The sequence below is a fragment of the Rhodohalobacter mucosus genome (assembly GCF_003150675.1).
Taxonomy (GTDB): Bacteria; Bacteroidota; Rhodothermia; order Balneolales; family Balneolaceae; genus Rhodohalobacter; species Rhodohalobacter mucosus.
Map to the genome: position 1 here is coordinate 1 of NZ_QGGB01000013.1, position 15,416 is coordinate 15,416.

Genomic DNA, 15,416 nt, shown 5'->3' on the forward strand with positions numbered 1-15,416 from the left:
AACAAGGAGCAGCTTCAGCGCGGGATGGTACTGTGCAAGCCGGGCTCAATTACCCCGCACAAGGAGTTTGAGTGCGAGGTGTATGTACTGAGCAAGGATGAGGGCGGACGTCACACGCCGTTTTTCAAGGGATATCGTCCGCAGTTTTATTTCCGGACCACGGATGTAACGGGCTCGTGTGAGCTGCCTGACGGAGTGGAGATGGTTATGCCGGGCGACAACGTGAAGCTGAACGTAAGCCTGATCCAGCCGGTAGCGATGGAGTCGGGACTGAGGTTTGCCATCCGTGAGGGAGGCCGAACCGTGGGTGCCGGCGTAGTAACCAAAATTAATGACTAAAAGGTTTTAGCAAGTGGCTACACAACAGAAGATCAGAATTAAACTGAAGTCGTACGATCATAATCTGATCGACAAATCAGCAGAGAAAATCATACAAACAGTGAAATCTACCGGTGCAGTTGTATCCGGACCGATTCCTCTGCCGACAAACAAAAACATCATCACGGTGAACAGATCGGTTCATGTGAATAAAAAATCGCGTGAACAATTCGAATATCGATCGCATAAGCGGCTGATCGACATTCTTTCAACAGGTTCGCAAACCGTGGATGCCCTAATGAAGCTTGAGCTTCCATCCGGTGTGGATGTAGAAATTAAAGTGTAATAAGATTCCAAACGTACCATGAGTGGTTTAATAGGAAAAAAAGTAGGAATGACAAGCATCTTTGATGATCTGGGGCGCAGTATAGCCGTCACGGTTGTTGAGGTGGAGCCTTGTACCATTACCCAAATAAAAACAGAAGAAACTGACGGTTATAATGCTGTTCAGGTTGCTGCATTCAGTAAGAAAGCCAAAAATGTGTCGAATGCACTTCTTGGTCATTTCGATAAAGCAGGGTCTGAGCCAAAGCGTGTTGTAACTGAATTTCGGGATTATATACCGGAAGGTTTTGAACTTGGTGATGAGCTGAATATCGAAGACGTGTTTTCAGTCGGCGACCGGGTTGATATTGTCGGTATTTCGAAAGGAACAGGTTTTACAGGAGTTGTGAAACGACACAACTTTAGCGGAGTTGGCGACCGGACTCATGGTCAGCACAATCGTGAAAGAGCTCCCGGATCCATTGGTCAGGCCTCTGATCCATCCCGTGTATTCAAGGGTATGAAGATGGCCGGACGCTCAGGAAACAGACGAACAAAAATTCAAAATCTCTCAGTGGCGCAAATACTGCCGGAGTCTAACCTGGTTCTTATTACAGGTTCCATTCCCGGTGCAAAAGGCGGTTATCTGGAGATTCATAATAAATCACAGCAATTAGCCTGATGGAACTGACGATTTATAAAGTTGATGGCAAAAGCAGCGGTAAAAAAGCAACGCTGAGCGACGAAATCTTCGCGGTTGAACCGAATGAAACGGTTCTTTATGAAGATGTCCGCCGCATTCTTGCCAATAGACGACAAGGAACAGCAAAAACAAAAGAACGCAGTGAAGTTCGCGGAGGTGGCCGAAAAGCTTATAAGCAGAAAGGTACCGGAATGGCCCGTAGAGGTTCTATGCGATCACCTCTTCTGAAAGGCGGAGGAACCGTATTTGGTCCTCGTCCACGCACCTATACGAACAACCTGAACAAAAAAGCCAAGCGGCTGGCGCGAAAATCAGCCCTGTCTCTTAAGGTATCGGAAGATGCACTCAAGGTTGTGGATGACTTTACGTTCGAAGAAATCAAAACACGTCAGGTAGTTGATATGCTGACTGCTTTTGAGCTTGAAAACTCCAAGGTGCTGATTGTTACCGCAGATACCGACCATAAACTCTATCTGTCTGCCAGGAATATCCCGGGCATAAACGTGATTGAGGCATTTTCGCCGAATACGTACGATATCATGAATTCTGACATCGTACTAATACAGAAGAGTGCGATACAGGTTTTAGAGAACAGCATTGAACCCAAAGTTGAAGAGGAAGCGGCATGAGTATATTAATTCAACCTCTGATTACTGAAAAACTGACTCGCTTGCAGGAACAGCATCAGCAGTATGCTTTTGAAGTGCACCGGTCAGCTACAAAACCCGAAATCAGACGCGCCATCGAAGAGCGCTATCCTGAGGTAAAGGTAAAAAAGGTGAATACAATTATTGTTCCATCCAAACCCAAAGGGCGGTTCACAAAAAGCGGATTCGTTAACGGCAGAAGCCGTGTCTGGAAAAAGGCGATTGTGACTCTCAAAGAGGGTGAGATAGACTTCTTCAGTGAAATTTAAAAACGTTTTATAACATGGCTACCAAGCAATTAAAACCAATAACCCCGGGACAGCGCCATCGCATTGCACCCGTATTTGACGAGGTTACAGCTAAGAAACCGCTGAAATCTCTCACGAAGGGGATCGACAAGTCCGGCGGACGTAATAACAACGGACGGATCACCATGCGTCGCCGTGGCGGCGGCCATAAGCGCAGAATCCGGGTTATCGATTTCAAGCGCAATAAAATAGGCATTCCGGCGAGGGTCCAGACGATTGAATACGATCCAAACCGAACGGCAAGAATCGCACTCCTGGCTTATGTTGATGGAGAGAAAAGATATATTCTTGCTCCGAATAAGCTCCAGGTAGGTGATACTGTGATCAGCTCTGAAACAGCTGCTCCGGAAATTGGAAACGCCATGCCGCTGAAAAGCATGCCGCTTGGAACAGTTATCCACAATATTGAGATGCAGCCCGGTAAAGGGGGGCAGCTCTGCAGAAGCGCAGGTACTGCGGCTCAGCTTGTTGCCAAAGAGGGTAAGCTGGCAACGGTTAAACTCCCTTCAGGTGAAGTTCGAATGGTACCATCAGCTTGCTTTGCAACGATAGGATCTACCAGCAACCCCGACCATTTCAATACTACGGTTGGCAAGGCCGGCCGAAGCCGATGGTTGGGCAGAAGACCGAAAGTACGTGGTGTAGCCATGAACCCGGTCGATCACCCGATGGGAGGTGGTGAAGGCAAAGCTTCGGGAGGTCACCCAAGATCGCCATGGGGTCAGGCAGCCAAAGGCAAGAAGACAAGAAACCGTAAAAAATTATCGTCTAAGTTTATTGTAAGACGACGTAAATCTAAAAAAGCATAATTAATTAATTACGTATGCCACGTTCACTAAAGAAAGGGCCTTTCGTTCATTATAAGCTTCAGCGAAAAGTTGATGCAATGAACGACAGCGGCAAAAAGAAAGTGATCAAAACCTGGTCAAGAAGTTCAATGATTACGCCCGATTTTATCGGGCTAACCATTGCCGTACATAACGGAAAACAGTTTGTTCCCGTGTATATCACGGACAATATGGTTGGCCATAAGCTGGGTGAGTTTGCTCCTACCCGTACGTTCCGTGGTCATCCGATGAAAAAGGCTAAATAATTTAAAGATATTGGATTGATGGAAACGCCAGTAATTGAAGCAAAAGCAGTACAAAAACATCTCCGGAAAGCACCGCGAAAAGTGAGGCTCGTTGCAGATCACGTTCGTGGAGACCGGGTTGACCGTGCCCTGACAAAACTTGACTTCATCAGCAAAGGTGCTGCCGTTGACGTTGCAAAGGTGATTAAGTCTGCAGCTGCCAACATCCGCGATCGCTTCGAAGAGGAGCGCCTTGACAATGATTTACTGTACATCAAGCGCATTTATGTGGATGAAGGTGTAACACTGAAAAGAATCCAGCCTGCACCCCAGGGACGTGCGCACAGAATCAATAAGCGAAGCTGCCACATTACCGTGGTTGTAGCCAAGCTTGAGGAAGAAACTGTAACTGAAGAATAAACGAGGTTTATACATTGGGACAAAAAACCAATCCTACTGGACTTAGACTTGGAATTATCCGCGGTTGGGACTCCAACTGGTATTCCGAAGAGAACGAACCGGCCATGCTGGTTGAAGACACAAAGCTTCGCGAATACCTTGCTACGCGTCTGCGTAACGGAGGTCTTTCAAATGTGGTTATCGAACGCACACCCAAACGGGTTCTTCTCACACTCAACACATCACGGCCAGGCGTAATTATCGGAAAAGGCGGTGAGCAGATTGAAATGCTTCGTGAAGAGCTTAAAAAGATTACAAACAAGGAAGTTCAGATCAATGTAAGTGAGATTAAGCGACCCGAATTGGATGCCAGCCTGGTTGCCCAGAATATCGCACAGCAGCTTGAGGCCAGGGTGTCATTTCGCCGGGCGATGAAAACAGCACTTTCATCTGCGATGAGAATGGGCGCAAAAGGAATCAAGATCAAATGTGCAGGACGCCTGGGCGGTGCAGAAATGGCGCGGACCGAACAGTACAAGGAAGGCAGGGTGCCGCTTCATACACTTCGCGCCGATATCGACTACGCCAAAGCTACTTCCAATACAATTTACGGCTCGATCGGCGTATCTGTATGGATATTCAAAGGCGAAATTATTGGAGATGTTGACCTTGCACCCGGTTCACAGGCGCAGCAGGAAAGTGAACCAAGCAGAAAACGCGGTGGTCAGTCTGGCGACAGAAAATCACGGCGCTCCAGAAGAAGAAGCAGAAATTAACAGAACCGGTACTGAATTATGTTAGAACCAAAACGTATTCACAGACGACGGGTACACAGAGACAAGCTGAAAGGAAACGCTCAGCGTGGTCATACCCTGGCTTTCGGAAGCTTTGGACTGAAAGCACTAGAGCCAAAATTTATTACGTCCCGGCAGATCGAAGCCTGCAGGGTAACCATTGCACGAACACTGCAGCGGGATGGTAAAACGTTTATCAGAATTTTCCCTGATCGGCCAATTACAAGTAAACCCGCTGAAACCCGTATGGGTAAGGGTAAAGGCGCGCTTGACCATTTCATAGCCGTAGTGAAACCAGGAAGAATTCTGTTTGAAATTGCAGGGGTTAGCGAAGCACAGGCCAAAGAAGCACTTCGACGCGCCTCAAACAAACTCCCGATTAAAACCAAATTTGTGAAGCGTCGGGACTACGACGGAGCATAAGCGTAAGAACAGAGGAAAACTATGAAAGCACACGAATTACGAGATCTGTCGCTTGCGGAACTTCAAGCCCGGCTCAAGGATGAAAAAGAAGCACTGGTAAACTTCAGGTTCAATAAAGCGATTGCCGGACAAATTGAAAACCCGGCCAGAATAAAGAATACAAGACGGGAAATTGCCCGGCTCAATTTGATAATTAATGAAAAATTAGGTGCTGAATAACACTATGGCTGAAGCACAAAGATCACAAAGAAGAACCCGGACCGGTCGCGTAATAAGTAACCGTATGGATAAGAGTATTACGGTTGCCGTTGATCGACAGATTAAGCATCCGATCTATGGAAAGTTTATTACAAAAACCACCAAGTACATGGCACATGATGAAACGAATGATGCCAATATTGGTGATACCGTATTGATCATGTCGACCCGGCCACTTTCCAAACGCAAATCATGGCGTTTGGTTGAAATCCTTGAAAGAGCAAAATAACATTCAATATTTGTAGGTAAAGCTCATGATTCAAACGCAGTCAATTTTAAACGTAGCGGACAACAGCGGAGCCAAAAAGGTGATGTGTATAAAGGTTCTTGGCGATTCCAAACGACGCTATGCCCGCATTGGTGACTTGATTTCATGCTCTGTTAAAACGGCTATCCCCGGCGGAAACGTCAAAAAAGGAGAAGTGGTAACAGCAGTTGTTGTGAGAACCAAAAAGGAAATTCGACGCCGTGATGGCAGCTACATTCGGTTTGATGAAAATGCGGCGGTAATTATTAACAAAGAAAAGGAACCTGTTGGAACACGTATTTTCGGCCCTGTAGCCAGAGAGCTAAGGGAGAAAAGTTTTATGCGTATTGTTTCACTGGCTCCCGAAGTACTTTAAAAATTTATTGTTATGCCACGTAAGTATAACGCGCAAAAAAAACTCCACGTAAAAAAGGGCGACGAAGTTCTCGTTATTGCCGGTAATGATAAAGGCAAAAAAGGACGCGTACTTTTTGTATATCCGAAAAAAGAACGGGTTCTCGTTGAAGGAATCAATATGAGGACTCATCACGAGAAACCTTCCCAGGATAATCCACAGGGAGGCCGTCTCAAAAGAGAAGCATCCGTTCATGTTTCCAACGTGATGGTGCTCGACCCCACAACAGGTGAGCCCACCCGGATTGGAAGAAAACGCATAGATGAAGAGGGTGGCGGCCGTTGGGTCCGGTACGCAAAGGCAAGTGGCGAAATCATTGATAAATAACTAGACGAATGGCGGAAGCAAGACTATATACTTATTACAAAGACGAAGTCGTTGATAAACTCACGGAAGAGTTTAAGTACGAAAACGTGATGGCAGTGCCAAAGCTCCAGAAGATCGTAATTAATGTGGGAGTTGGCAGCGCAATCAGCGATACCAAAGAATTGGACTCGGTAGTTCAGAACATTGCTCAGATTACGGGTCAGCAGCCGGTAAAAACAAAAGCAAAGAAGTCGATATCCAATTTTAAGCTTCGTGAAGGCATGCCGATTGGCTGTAAGGTTACACTCAGAGGAAAAATCATGTTCGAATTTCTTGACAGGCTGATTAATCTTGCCCTGCCAAGAACACGTGACTTTCAGGGTGTGCCCAACAAAAGTTTTGATGGAAGAGGAAACTATACAATGGGAATCAAAGAGCATACCATTTTTCCCGAAATCGATGTGGACAAAACGAGCCAGGTCCACGGCATGGACATCACGTTTGTGACATCCGCAGTTACCGACGAAGAAGCCTTTACGCTTCTGAAACATTTCGGTATGCCATTCAAGAAATAGAATTTCAATTAAAGACGACTCAAGTACCAATGGCGAAAAAATCCTGGATAGCACGAAACGAAAAAAGAAAGGCAACAGTAGAAAAGTATGCCGAGAAAAGAAGAAAGCTGAAAGAAGCAGGTGATTATGAAGCCCTGCAGAAGCTCCCTAGAGATGCCAGTCCCACACGTGTGAGAAACCGGTGTTCACTCACCGGCCGATCAAGGGGATATATCGGCAAATACGGAGTTTCACGCATCAAATTTCGGGAACTCGCTCTTAGTGGTAAGATTCCGGGCGTCCGAAAAGCAAGCTGGTAAAACGTAGATATAAGATTATGCATAGCGACACTATTTCTGATTTTTTAACCCGTATCCGTAATGCACAGCAAGCGGGTCACCGAAGGGTGGATGTGCCGGCTTCCAAGCTGAAACGGGCCATGGCCAAAATACTGGTCGACAAAGGCTATATCAGCAGGTTTATTGATATAGAGGATGGCAAGCAGGGAATACTGCGAATGTTCCTCAAGTACGATGCGTACGGCCAGCCGGTTATCAAAGAGATGAAGCGCATCTCAAAGCCCGGTCTGAGAAAGTACAGCGGAAGTGAAGAAATTCCGAAATCCTATAATGGCCTGGGTATTGTAATCATGTCAACCTCCAGGGGAGTGATGACTGACAAAGAGGCCCGCAAATTAAACGTTGGCGGAGAAATTCTCTGCTCTGTTTACTAAACCAATTTTAAAGATTCCAACGATATGTCAAGAATAGGCAAGCAGCCAATTCCCTTAACCGACGGAACCGAATTCAGCATTGGTGCTGATAACGTAGTTACCATCAAAGGACAAAAAGGTAGTCAATCGCTGCAAATTCATCCCGAAATAAAGGTCGAAAAGAACGAGAATTTTATTGAGGTATCACGATCCAGTGAAACCAAAGAACAGAAATCTCTGCACGGACTCTACCGATCCCTGATAAACAATATGGTTCAGGGAGTTACAGAAGGGTATAAAAAGCAGCTTGAAATTATCGGGGTAGGTTATCGTGCGTCATTTTCAGGTGGTATACTGGAACTGAATCTTGGCTATTCACACCCGATCTATTTTGTTCCGCCCGAAGGAATTGATATCGAAGTGGACACCAAATCACGAAAGAACCCAATTCTGATTATTACAGGTATTGATAAAGAGCTGGTGGGTCAGGTGGCAGCCAAAATCAGATCAATGAGAAAACCGGAGCCTTACAAGGGTAAAGGCGTTCGCTATCTCGATGAACAAATCAGAAGAAAAGCAGGAAAATCTGCCGCTAAATAAAACTGAGGCCCAGTTAAGGAAATGAGAAAGAACAGAGTAAAAACAGAACGAAGAAATAAAATACGCAAACGGATTCGTTCAACAATCCGTGGAACGGCAGAACGCCCCAGACTCAGCATCTTTAAGAGTAATAAGCACATTTATCTGCAACTCATTAATGATCGCGAGAATCTTACACTGATGTCTGCATCCACCAAATCTACAGATCTGCAAAAAGACCTGGAAGGAAAAAGTGGTGTGGAAGCTGCCAAAGTAGTTGGCGAAGCCCTCGCAAAAGCCGCAACCGATCAGGGCATTAACAAGGTTGTTTTTGACCGAAGCGGTTATAAATATCACGGAATCGTAAAAGCTGCCGCAGATAGCGCACGCGAAGGCGGCTTAGACTTTTAAACAGAGATTTAATTATGCCTAAAGTTCGAAGAAAACATAATATTCCAGCAGCGAATCTGAACCTTGAAGAAAAACTGGTACACATTAACCGTGTTGCCAAAGTAGTTAAAGGCGGACGTCGTTTTAGCTTTAATGCCATTGTTGTTGTCGGAAACGGCGAAGGAGTGGTAGGACACGGGCTGGGGAAAGCCAATGAGGTATCCGACGCGATACAGAAAGGCTTTGACAATGCGAAGAAAAACCTGATCAAAGTACCCCTGACCAAAACCGGCAGTATCCACCATCCAATTATCGGGAAAGCCGGAGCAGGGAAAGTATTGTTGCGTCCGGCATCTGAGGGTACCGGTGTAATTGCTGGCGGCGCTGTTAAATCACTGCTCGACGTTGCAGGTGTTCAGAATATTCTTTCCAAGTCGCAGGGATCATCCAATCCCCATAATATGGTGAAAGCTGCTTATGAGGCACTCCGTCAGTTAACGGACCCCGTTGAAGTAGCTCAGCGACGTGGAATTAGTGTCAATAAAGTTTTTGAAGGTTAAACGCACAGTTTTAGAGATAAGAGATCTATCATGAAATTACACAATCTTAAAGCTCCGGCTGAAAACAAAAAATCGCGCAAGCGCGTGGGACGCGGACAAGGCTCCGGGATAGGAGAGCAGTCCGGCCGCGGTCATAACGGGCAGAAATCCCGAAGCGGCGCGAAAGTTAAGGCGTGGTTTGAGGGGGGGCAGATGCCGCTCCAGCGACGTATTCCAAAGTTTGGATTCAAAAACAGGTTCCGAACGGAATACCAGGCGATGAATGTACAGCGCCTTTCGGATTTCATTGAGGCCGGCCGGTTAACGGAAACGGTAACTGTCGATGATCTCGTGACCACAGGGCTCGTGCATAAGAATGACAGGGTTAAACTGCTTGGTGGTGGTGAGATCGATAAGAAAGTATCGGTTGAGGTGCATGCCTGCAGCGAGTCTGCAAAAAAGAAAATTGAAGACGCCGGCGGCACGGTAACCATTATCGACTAACTGAACCAGAAGATTCTCAGCTGAACGACACCCAATCGAATGAGTTTAATAGAAAACTTCAGAAATATCTTTAAAATCGAAGACCTGCGTGACCGCATTCTGTATGTGGTTGGTATTCTTATGGTCTATCGAATCGGCAGTTACGTAACCATGCCGGGTGTAGATGCCAATATGCTTGCTACGGAAGCGGGTGACGCATCATCTCTGCTTGGTCTGTTCGACCTCTTTGTGGGCGGTGCATTCTCGCGTGCCGGGGTATTTGCACTTGGCATTATGCCTTATATCACGGCTGCCATTATTATTCAGTTGATGGGCGCTGCTGTACCCTATTTTCAAAAGCTGCAGCGGGAAGGTGAGGAAGGACGAAGAAAAATCAATCGCCTTACAAGGTACGGCACGGTTGGAATTACGGCTGTGCAGGCAATCGGTTTCGGTATCAATCTGATTGCTACCTCGCCAAATGCTATTGTAGTAAGCAATACCGCATTTATACTGACCTGTATTGTTGTTTTAACAGCCGGAACCACTTTTGTAATGTGGCTGGGAGAGCGAATCACGGATCGCGGAATCGGAAATGGTATTTCCCTGCTGATCATGATTGGTATTATTGCAATACTTCCCACAAACCTTCTGAACGAGATTCAAACAACAAGCAACGCAATCATACTTATTGTAGAGCTGATCGGGCTGGCCCTGGTCATCGCTTCTTGTGTATTGCTCACGCAGGGAACAAGGAAGATTCCTGTACAATATGCAAAAAGGGTTGTTGGAAGGAAGGTGTATGGCGGAACTACCCAGTACCTGCCACTGAGAGTCAATGCGGCGGGTGTGATGCCCATTATTTTTGCACAGTCTATCATGTTTATACCAAGCACGGTAGGTACATTTTTTCCAGAAAATGAAACAGTTCAATGGATGACGTCCTGGGCGGCTGATTTTACCGGAGTCACCTACTCTGTGATCTTTTTCATCATTTGTGTGTTCTTTACGTTTTTCTATACAGCCATCGCGGTAAACCCGAAAGAGATGGCCGATACAATGAAAAGACAGGGTGGTTTTATCCCCGGAGTACGGCCGGGCAAACAGACCGTTGAGTTCATTGATAACATTTTGACCAAGATTACGCTTCCGGGGTCCATATTTTTGTCATTCGTGGCCATTCTGCCGGCCATCGTTGCAAATATGGGAGTAACGCCGGGATTTGCTCTTTTTTATGGTGGAACCAGTCTGCTCATTATAGTGGGAGTTGCTTTAGATACTCTGCAGCAGGTTGAGAGCCATCTGATGATGCGCCACTATGATGGATTTATGAAATCAGGCAAGATCAAAGGCAGAAGGCGCGCTTAATGATTTTTCTGAAGAGTGAAACTGAAATTGACAAGATGAGGGTAGCGGCCCGGCTGGTATCCAGAACTCTTGCTGAAGTGGCCCGGGAGATTAAGCCCGGTGTTCAAACAGGCACACTCGATCAGATAGCGGAAGACTTCATACGGAAAAACAATGCCAGGCCTGCTTTTAAAGGGTATGGCGGAAAAAATAATCCGTTTCCCGCAACACTGTGTATCTCAGTGAATGAAGAAGTGGTTCATGGTATTCCGGGTAACAGAAAACTGCATGAAGGAGATATTGTATCTGTGGATTGCGGTGTGGAAAAGGACGGATATTTTGGTGACCATGCCTACACGTTTACGGTTGGCGACTGTTCTGATGAAGATCGTCTCTTGCTGAAAACAACACTTGAGTCACTTTATAAAGGAATTGACCAGGCCGTTCACGGCAATAAGATTGGTGATATCGGTTCTGCGGTTCAGGAGCACTGTGAATCGAATGGTTTTGGGGTAGTGCGAGACCTCGTTGGGCACGGAATTGGCAAGGAGATGCATGAAGATCCATCCGTTCCCAATTTTGGAAAACCGGGAAGAGGTGAAAGGCTTCGGTCCGGAATGACGCTTGCCATTGAGCCGATGATTACACGCGGCTCATGGAAAGTGAAAACGCTGTCTGATGGCTGGACCATTGTGACCGCGGATAGCTCAAACGCAGCGCACTTTGAGCATGATGTTGTTGTGCGTGAAGGTGAAGCTGAAGTTCTCAGTACTTTTGATTATATTGCTGAGATCACTAAAAATGAAATTTTTGAAACCCAATAATGCGACATGGCTAAACAAGAGCCGATTAAGCAGGACGGAAAAATTTTAGAGGCGCTTCCGAACGCTCAGTTTCGGGTTGAATTGGATAACGGCCACGAAATATTGGCCCATGTGTCCGGAAAGATGAGAATGTACTACATCAAAATTTTACCCGGAGACAGAGTTCAGGTGGAAATGTCTCCATACGATTTGACCAAAGGAAGAATAACGTACCGATATAAGTAACAGGTAATTATCATGAAGACAAGATCATCCGTAAAAAAGCGCAGTTCTGACGATAAAATTGTACGTCGCAAAGGACGCGTTTACGTAATTAATAAAAAGAATCCGCGACATAAGCAGCGGCAAGGTTAAAACAGGAACTGGTTTATGGCAAGAATTGCAGGTGTAGATTTACCGAAACAGAAACGAGGAGTAATTGGCCTTACCTATATTTTTGGTATAGGCAAAACACTGTCCAAGCAGATACTGGACAAGGCGGGTATCGATCATGATACCAAGGTTGTCGATTGGACTGACGAGCAGGTTGCTGCCCTGAGGCAAATTATTGACTCCGAAATGAAAGTGGAAGGTGCTCTCAGAACCGAGATAAACGGTAACATTCGCCGGCTGATTGAAACCGGAAGTTATCGGGGCGTTCGGCACCGGAAAGGGCTCCCGGTTCGGGGCCAGCGTACGCAAACGAATGCCAGAACCCGCAAAGGCAAGAGAAGAACTGTTGCCGGCAAGAAAAAAGCTACCAAATAATTGACAGACCGTTAAAGCAAAATGGCTAAAAAACAAAGAAAAGGGGCCGCTGAAAAAGTAGCCAGAAAAAAGAAGAAAAAGCAGGTTGCCGACCCTAACGGGATGGCGTTTGTAAAAGCTACATTCAATAATGTACTCGTAAGCGTAACAGACGCAAACGGTAACGTTCTGTCCTGGTCATCCTCCGGAAAAGAGGGGTTCAAGGGTTCCAGAAAAAATACTCCCTACGCAGCACAGCTGAGTGCGGAGACCGCAGCCAGGGCTGCTTATGATATGGGACTTAGAAAAGTAAAGGTTTTTGTTAAAGGTCCCGGTTCCGGAAGAGAGGCCGCTGTTCGTGCTCTCGCAACCAGCGGATTGGAAGTAACCTCCATTATGGACAGAACTCCGATTCCCCATAACGGATGCCGTCCTCCAAAAAGACGAAGAGTATAAATTTAAGATCTGAGTAAATAAATGGCACGATACAGAGGTCCAAAACAGAAAGTAGCACGACGTTTCAAAGAACCAATCTTTGGTCCGAGCACAGCCCTTGAAAGAAAACCCTATGGGCCTGGGCAGCACGGCAGAAGTCGGTTTACCCGAAAATCGGAGTATGCAATCCAGCTTGATGAAAAGCAAAAAGCGAAATACACCTATGGATTGCTCGAGAAGCAGTTCAGAAATCTTTATGAGAAAGCAACCCGGCAGGAAGGTGTAACCGGTGAGGTTCTGCTTCAGCTGCTGGAGTCAAGACTTGACAATGTTGTGTTCAGGCTCGGCTTTGCAAGAACAAGACGGCAGGCTCGTCAGCTGGTTTCACACAAGCATATTGTCGTGAACGGACAGGTTGTTAATATTCCCTCATATCAGGTAAAGCCAGGCGATGTGGTAACGGTTCGTCCGAAATCCAGAAATCTGGACCTGATAGATGAAACTCTTGAAAGCTACTCTACGAGCAAGTACAAATGGCTCGAAACAGATAAGAAAACCAAGACCGGTAAGTTTTTGAATCTTCCCGTTATGGAAGAGATACCGGAAAATATCAACGTTCAGTTGATTATTGAGCTCTACTCTAAATAATAAACCAGTTTTTAAACATCCAGCTATGAACAGCTACAGTTTACAAATGCCCGACATTCTTGAAGTTGAAAAAGAGTCGGAAAATTTCGGAACCTTCATCCTTCAGCCTTTGGAACGGGGTTTCGGCGTTACCATTGGGAATTCATTTCGCAGAGTGCTCCTCTCTTCACTGCCCGGACTGGCAATTACTGCTGTCAAGATAAATGGCGTTGATCATGAGTATTCAAGTATCGACGGTGTTAAGGAGGATGTCTACGAAATTATCCTCAACCTGAAACAGGTACGTTTCAAGCAAGTTGAACAAAGCGGAGGTGTGATTAATCTTACCAAAAAAGGCCCGGGCAATTTCACCGGAAAGGATATCGATGACGCCACGGCCGATTTTGATGTTCTTAATCCGGATTTGGTGATTGCCACACTGGCAGACGACGTTGAACTCGATATGGAGCTTCGTGTTGGACGGGGCAGGGGATATGTACCTGCAGAAGAGATGGCATCTGATTTTGAGGATGATGTGAACCTTATGGCAATTGATGCCATTTTCACTCCAATCAAGTCTGTTCAGTTCGAAGTGGAGAATGTCCGTGTAGGACAGCGTACTGATTATGAAAAACTGGTGCTTAACGTCACTACGGACGGATCACTCAATGCCAAGGAGGCGCTTACCATATCAGGTAAGATTCTTAAGGAGCATATTGAGAAGTTTATCACGGAAAAAATTGAAGAGCCATTCACGCAGGAGGAGGAAGAGGTTGATGCCGAGAAGCAGCGCGTTGCAAGCCTGCTGAAGACCAGCATCGAAGATCTGAATCTGAGCGTAAGGGCGTACAACTGTCTGAAATCAGCCAATATCAATAATATTGCGGAACTTGTTTCCAGGGAAGAACAGGATCTTCTCAAATTTCGGAATTTCGGTAAGAAATCACTTTCTGAATTGGTTGAGGTAATCGAAGAAAAGAATCTGGAATTTGGAATGGATGTATCCAAATATCTGGACAAATAAGAGGAAATAGGAAATGCGTCACCAGGTAAAAGGTAGAAAATTAGGAAGATCGACTCCTCACAGAAAAGCGACACTGCAGGCATTGAGTGTTGCGCTGATCAAGGAGAAGCGAATTAAGACAACTCTTCCAAAAGCTAAAGAGTTAAGAAGATTTGTTGAGCCAATTATAACCAAGGCGAAAAACGATACAACTCACAACCGCAGGCAGGCATTTGCTTCATTAAGAGACAAGCATGCTGTTACCGAATTATTCGATCACATTGCTGAAGAAGTTGGTGATCGTCCAGGCGGATACACACGCGTGTTGAAAATGGGTACTCGGTTGGGAGATGCTGCTGAAATGGCGGTTATTGAACTGGTCGATTTCAACGATGTGAAACCCGAGAAGAAAGAGGCCAAGAAAAAACGTACTCGTCGAGCGGGAAGATCCAATAAGCCTGCTGACGCTGATGATTCATCCAAAAAAGAAGCATCAGCCAGTAAAGACAAAGGAAAGAAGGAAGCTCCGAAAGCGGCTGCACCTGAAGACGGTGAGACCGCTGCAGAGGAAGCTGAAGTTTCAGCAGTTGAAGAGCAGGCGGAAAAAGAAAATGACAATACTGAAGTGAAGACTGCCTCCGCTGAAGAAGAAGCTGTATCCGGAGAAGAGGATGATACATCGGACAGCGAGGTTAAAGCAGAGTCTGATGCCGATGCTGCTGGTACTGATTCTGAAGCTGAAGACGAAGAGTCTGACGAGAAGAAATAATTTCTGTAAAGAATATTGAATGTATAGGTTGACATTCGTTGGCCTTTATTCGTATATTGAAAATCTGCCACAAAAACGAAGTGGCATTGTTCTTTTGACATACTGTAAGAGATAACCAGATTGTTTGATGGGTTTTTGGGTTGAGCTGTTTATTGGATATTTAGGATATATACAATGGAGAGTTTGATCCTGGCTCAGGACGAACGCTGGCGGC

Annotated in this window: 30 protein-coding genes; all 30 read left to right on the top strand. The window is 45.9% G+C overall.

Features of this window, described 5'->3' with window-relative positions; all coding sequences use genetic code 11:
- The coding region (locus DDZ15_RS16375) for an EF-Tu C-terminal domain-related protein (RefSeq protein ID WP_479725181.1) at positions 1–339 on the top strand (339 nt) is incomplete at its 5' end.
- Positions 340–352: 13 nt separating this feature from the next.
- Complete coding sequence (rpsJ, locus tag DDZ15_RS16380) at positions 353–664, top strand: 30S ribosomal protein S10 (RefSeq protein WP_069133481.1); 312 nt, start codon at positions 353–355, stop codon at positions 662–664.
- An 18-nt stretch (positions 665–682) separates the two neighbouring features.
- Positions 683–1,324, top strand: coding sequence for a 50S ribosomal protein L3 (gene rplC, locus DDZ15_RS16385; protein WP_109648207.1), 642 nt, complete (start codon positions 683–685; stop codon positions 1,322–1,324).
- The gene (rplD, locus tag DDZ15_RS16390) at positions 1,324–1,974 is read left to right on the top strand and encodes a 50S ribosomal protein L4 (RefSeq protein ID WP_109648208.1); all 651 of its coding nucleotides are present in this window, start codon (positions 1,324–1,326) and stop codon (positions 1,972–1,974) included. Before rplC ends, rplD begins: the two co-directional genes overlap by 1 nt.
- A complete protein-coding gene (gene rplW, locus DDZ15_RS16395; RefSeq protein ID WP_109648209.1) occupies positions 1,971–2,261 on the top strand; it encodes a 50S ribosomal protein L23 in 291 nt (96 codons plus the stop codon). The genes rplD and rplW overlap by 4 nt, the downstream gene beginning before the upstream one ends.
- 14 nt (positions 2,262–2,275) lie before the next feature.
- Entirely contained in the window at positions 2,276–3,109 is an 834-nt protein-coding gene (gene rplB / locus DDZ15_RS16400; protein WP_109648210.1) for a 50S ribosomal protein L2, read from the top strand.
- A 14-nt stretch (positions 3,110–3,123) separates the two neighbouring features.
- A complete protein-coding gene (rpsS, locus tag DDZ15_RS16405; RefSeq protein WP_109648211.1) occupies positions 3,124–3,393 on the top strand; it encodes a 30S ribosomal protein S19 in 270 nt (89 codons plus the stop codon).
- A gap of 33 nt (positions 3,394–3,426) precedes the next feature.
- Entirely contained in the window at positions 3,427–3,792 is a 366-nt protein-coding gene (rplV, locus tag DDZ15_RS16410; RefSeq protein ID WP_109648233.1) for a 50S ribosomal protein L22, read from the top strand.
- A 14-nt stretch (positions 3,793–3,806) separates the two neighbouring features.
- Positions 3,807–4,547: a 30S ribosomal protein S3 gene (rpsC, locus tag DDZ15_RS16415; protein ID WP_109648212.1), complete on the top strand. Its 741-nt coding sequence runs from the start codon at positions 3,807–3,809 to the stop codon at positions 4,545–4,547.
- Between the two features lie 18 nt (positions 4,548–4,565).
- Positions 4,566–4,988, top strand: coding sequence for a 50S ribosomal protein L16 (gene rplP / locus DDZ15_RS16420; RefSeq protein WP_109648213.1), 423 nt, complete (start codon positions 4,566–4,568; stop codon positions 4,986–4,988).
- 21 nt (positions 4,989–5,009) lie between these two features.
- A complete protein-coding gene (gene rpmC, locus DDZ15_RS16425) occupies positions 5,010–5,207 on the top strand; it encodes a 50S ribosomal protein L29 (protein WP_109648214.1) in 198 nt (65 codons plus the stop codon).
- A gap of 4 nt (positions 5,208–5,211) precedes the next feature.
- Positions 5,212–5,475 carry a 30S ribosomal protein S17 gene (rpsQ, locus tag DDZ15_RS16430; protein ID WP_109648215.1) on the top strand — a complete coding sequence of 88 codons (264 nt, stop codon included), beginning with the start codon at positions 5,212–5,214 and terminating at the stop codon, positions 5,473–5,475.
- Between the two features lie 25 nt (positions 5,476–5,500).
- Positions 5,501–5,869 (top strand): 50S ribosomal protein L14, encoded by a 369-nt coding sequence (gene rplN, locus DDZ15_RS16435; protein ID WP_109648216.1) that lies wholly within the window; start codon positions 5,501–5,503, stop codon positions 5,867–5,869.
- A gap of 12 nt (positions 5,870–5,881) precedes the next feature.
- Positions 5,882–6,235 carry a 50S ribosomal protein L24 gene (rplX, locus tag DDZ15_RS16440; RefSeq protein WP_109648217.1) on the top strand — a complete coding sequence of 118 codons (354 nt, stop codon included), beginning with the start codon at positions 5,882–5,884 and terminating at the stop codon, positions 6,233–6,235.
- Between the two features lie 8 nt (positions 6,236–6,243).
- A complete protein-coding gene (gene rplE, locus DDZ15_RS16445) occupies positions 6,244–6,789 on the top strand; it encodes a 50S ribosomal protein L5 (RefSeq protein ID WP_109648218.1) in 546 nt (181 codons plus the stop codon).
- 29 nt (positions 6,790–6,818) lie between these two features.
- Positions 6,819–7,088 (top strand): 30S ribosomal protein S14, encoded by a 270-nt coding sequence (gene rpsN / locus DDZ15_RS16450; RefSeq protein WP_109648219.1) that lies wholly within the window; start codon positions 6,819–6,821, stop codon positions 7,086–7,088.
- Between the two features lie 17 nt (positions 7,089–7,105).
- Positions 7,106–7,501, top strand: coding sequence for a 30S ribosomal protein S8 (rpsH, locus tag DDZ15_RS16455; RefSeq protein WP_109648220.1), 396 nt, complete (start codon positions 7,106–7,108; stop codon positions 7,499–7,501).
- Positions 7,502–7,525: 24 nt separating this feature from the next.
- Positions 7,526–8,080, top strand: coding sequence for a 50S ribosomal protein L6 (rplF, locus tag DDZ15_RS16460; protein ID WP_109648221.1), 555 nt, complete (start codon positions 7,526–7,528; stop codon positions 8,078–8,080).
- A 21-nt stretch (positions 8,081–8,101) separates the two neighbouring features.
- Complete coding sequence (gene rplR / locus DDZ15_RS16465; protein ID WP_109648222.1) at positions 8,102–8,470, top strand: 50S ribosomal protein L18; 369 nt, start codon at positions 8,102–8,104, stop codon at positions 8,468–8,470.
- 14 nt (positions 8,471–8,484) lie between these two features.
- Complete coding sequence (gene rpsE, locus DDZ15_RS16470; RefSeq protein ID WP_109648223.1) at positions 8,485–9,009, top strand: 30S ribosomal protein S5; 525 nt, start codon at positions 8,485–8,487, stop codon at positions 9,007–9,009.
- A 30-nt stretch (positions 9,010–9,039) separates the two neighbouring features.
- Positions 9,040–9,492 carry a 50S ribosomal protein L15 gene (gene rplO, locus DDZ15_RS16475; protein WP_109648224.1) on the top strand — a complete coding sequence of 151 codons (453 nt, stop codon included), beginning with the start codon at positions 9,040–9,042 and terminating at the stop codon, positions 9,490–9,492.
- A 39-nt stretch (positions 9,493–9,531) separates the two neighbouring features.
- Positions 9,532–10,839, top strand: a complete 1,308-nt coding sequence (gene secY, locus DDZ15_RS16480) for a preprotein translocase subunit SecY (RefSeq protein ID WP_109648225.1) — start codon at positions 9,532–9,534, stop codon at positions 10,837–10,839.
- Positions 10,839–11,642 (top strand): type I methionyl aminopeptidase, encoded by an 804-nt coding sequence (map, locus tag DDZ15_RS16485; protein ID WP_109648226.1) that lies wholly within the window; start codon positions 10,839–10,841, stop codon positions 11,640–11,642. Before secY ends, map begins: the two co-directional genes overlap by 1 nt.
- 6 nt (positions 11,643–11,648) lie before the next feature.
- Positions 11,649–11,867 carry a translation initiation factor IF-1 gene (gene infA, locus DDZ15_RS16490; RefSeq protein WP_101073992.1) on the top strand — a complete coding sequence of 73 codons (219 nt, stop codon included), beginning with the start codon at positions 11,649–11,651 and terminating at the stop codon, positions 11,865–11,867.
- Between the two features lie 12 nt (positions 11,868–11,879).
- Positions 11,880–11,996: a 50S ribosomal protein L36 gene (gene rpmJ, locus DDZ15_RS16495; RefSeq protein ID WP_109648227.1), complete on the top strand. Its 117-nt coding sequence runs from the start codon at positions 11,880–11,882 to the stop codon at positions 11,994–11,996.
- Between the two features lie 15 nt (positions 11,997–12,011).
- Positions 12,012–12,389, top strand: a complete 378-nt coding sequence (gene rpsM / locus DDZ15_RS16500) for a 30S ribosomal protein S13 (protein WP_109648228.1) — start codon at positions 12,012–12,014, stop codon at positions 12,387–12,389.
- Between the two features lie 21 nt (positions 12,390–12,410).
- Positions 12,411–12,824 (top strand): 30S ribosomal protein S11, encoded by a 414-nt coding sequence (gene rpsK, locus DDZ15_RS16505; RefSeq protein ID WP_109648229.1) that lies wholly within the window; start codon positions 12,411–12,413, stop codon positions 12,822–12,824.
- A 21-nt stretch (positions 12,825–12,845) separates the two neighbouring features.
- Complete coding sequence (rpsD, locus tag DDZ15_RS16510) at positions 12,846–13,451, top strand: 30S ribosomal protein S4 (RefSeq protein WP_109648230.1); 606 nt, start codon at positions 12,846–12,848, stop codon at positions 13,449–13,451.
- A 25-nt stretch (positions 13,452–13,476) separates the two neighbouring features.
- Entirely contained in the window at positions 13,477–14,454 is a 978-nt protein-coding gene (locus DDZ15_RS16515) for a DNA-directed RNA polymerase subunit alpha (RefSeq protein WP_109648231.1), read from the top strand.
- Between the two features lie 13 nt (positions 14,455–14,467).
- Complete coding sequence (gene rplQ / locus DDZ15_RS17120; RefSeq protein ID WP_109648232.1) at positions 14,468–15,202, top strand: 50S ribosomal protein L17; 735 nt, start codon at positions 14,468–14,470, stop codon at positions 15,200–15,202.
- Positions 15,203–15,416: the final 214 nt, after the last annotated feature.

Coding starts and splice junctions, on each gene's coding strand:
- rplC (WP_109648207.1), top strand. CDS start 683: ATGAGTGGTTTAATAGGAAAAAAAGTAGGAATGACAAGCATCTTTGAT.
- rplD (WP_109648208.1), top strand. CDS start 1,324: ATGGAACTGACGATTTATAAAGTTGATGGCAAAAGCAGCGGTAAAAAA.
- rplW (WP_109648209.1), top strand. CDS start 1,971: ATGAGTATATTAATTCAACCTCTGATTACTGAAAAACTGACTCGCTTG.
- rplB (WP_109648210.1), top strand. CDS start 2,276: ATGGCTACCAAGCAATTAAAACCAATAACCCCGGGACAGCGCCATCGC.
- rpsS (WP_109648211.1), top strand. CDS start 3,124: ATGCCACGTTCACTAAAGAAAGGGCCTTTCGTTCATTATAAGCTTCAG.
- rplP (WP_109648213.1), top strand. CDS start 4,566: ATGTTAGAACCAAAACGTATTCACAGACGACGGGTACACAGAGACAAG.
- rpmC (WP_109648214.1), top strand. CDS start 5,010: ATGAAAGCACACGAATTACGAGATCTGTCGCTTGCGGAACTTCAAGCC.
- rpsQ (WP_109648215.1), top strand. CDS start 5,212: ATGGCTGAAGCACAAAGATCACAAAGAAGAACCCGGACCGGTCGCGTA.
- rplN (WP_109648216.1), top strand. CDS start 5,501: ATGATTCAAACGCAGTCAATTTTAAACGTAGCGGACAACAGCGGAGCC.
- rplX (WP_109648217.1), top strand. CDS start 5,882: ATGCCACGTAAGTATAACGCGCAAAAAAAACTCCACGTAAAAAAGGGC.
- rplE (WP_109648218.1), top strand. CDS start 6,244: ATGGCGGAAGCAAGACTATATACTTATTACAAAGACGAAGTCGTTGAT.
- rpsN (WP_109648219.1), top strand. CDS start 6,819: ATGGCGAAAAAATCCTGGATAGCACGAAACGAAAAAAGAAAGGCAACA.
- rpsH (WP_109648220.1), top strand. CDS start 7,106: ATGCATAGCGACACTATTTCTGATTTTTTAACCCGTATCCGTAATGCA.
- rplF (WP_109648221.1), top strand. CDS start 7,526: ATGTCAAGAATAGGCAAGCAGCCAATTCCCTTAACCGACGGAACCGAA.
- rplR (WP_109648222.1), top strand. CDS start 8,102: ATGAGAAAGAACAGAGTAAAAACAGAACGAAGAAATAAAATACGCAAA.
- rpsE (WP_109648223.1), top strand. CDS start 8,485: ATGCCTAAAGTTCGAAGAAAACATAATATTCCAGCAGCGAATCTGAAC.
- rplO (WP_109648224.1), top strand. CDS start 9,040: ATGAAATTACACAATCTTAAAGCTCCGGCTGAAAACAAAAAATCGCGC.
- secY (WP_109648225.1), top strand. CDS start 9,532: ATGAGTTTAATAGAAAACTTCAGAAATATCTTTAAAATCGAAGACCTG.
- map (WP_109648226.1), top strand. CDS start 10,839: ATGATTTTTCTGAAGAGTGAAACTGAAATTGACAAGATGAGGGTAGCG.
- infA (WP_101073992.1), top strand. CDS start 11,649: ATGGCTAAACAAGAGCCGATTAAGCAGGACGGAAAAATTTTAGAGGCG.
- rpmJ (WP_109648227.1), top strand. CDS start 11,880: ATGAAGACAAGATCATCCGTAAAAAAGCGCAGTTCTGACGATAAAATT.
- rpsM (WP_109648228.1), top strand. CDS start 12,012: ATGGCAAGAATTGCAGGTGTAGATTTACCGAAACAGAAACGAGGAGTA.
- rpsK (WP_109648229.1), top strand. CDS start 12,411: ATGGCTAAAAAACAAAGAAAAGGGGCCGCTGAAAAAGTAGCCAGAAAA.
- rpsD (WP_109648230.1), top strand. CDS start 12,846: ATGGCACGATACAGAGGTCCAAAACAGAAAGTAGCACGACGTTTCAAA.
- DDZ15_RS16515 (WP_109648231.1), top strand. CDS start 13,477: ATGAACAGCTACAGTTTACAAATGCCCGACATTCTTGAAGTTGAAAAA.
- rplQ (WP_109648232.1), top strand. CDS start 14,468: ATGCGTCACCAGGTAAAAGGTAGAAAATTAGGAAGATCGACTCCTCAC.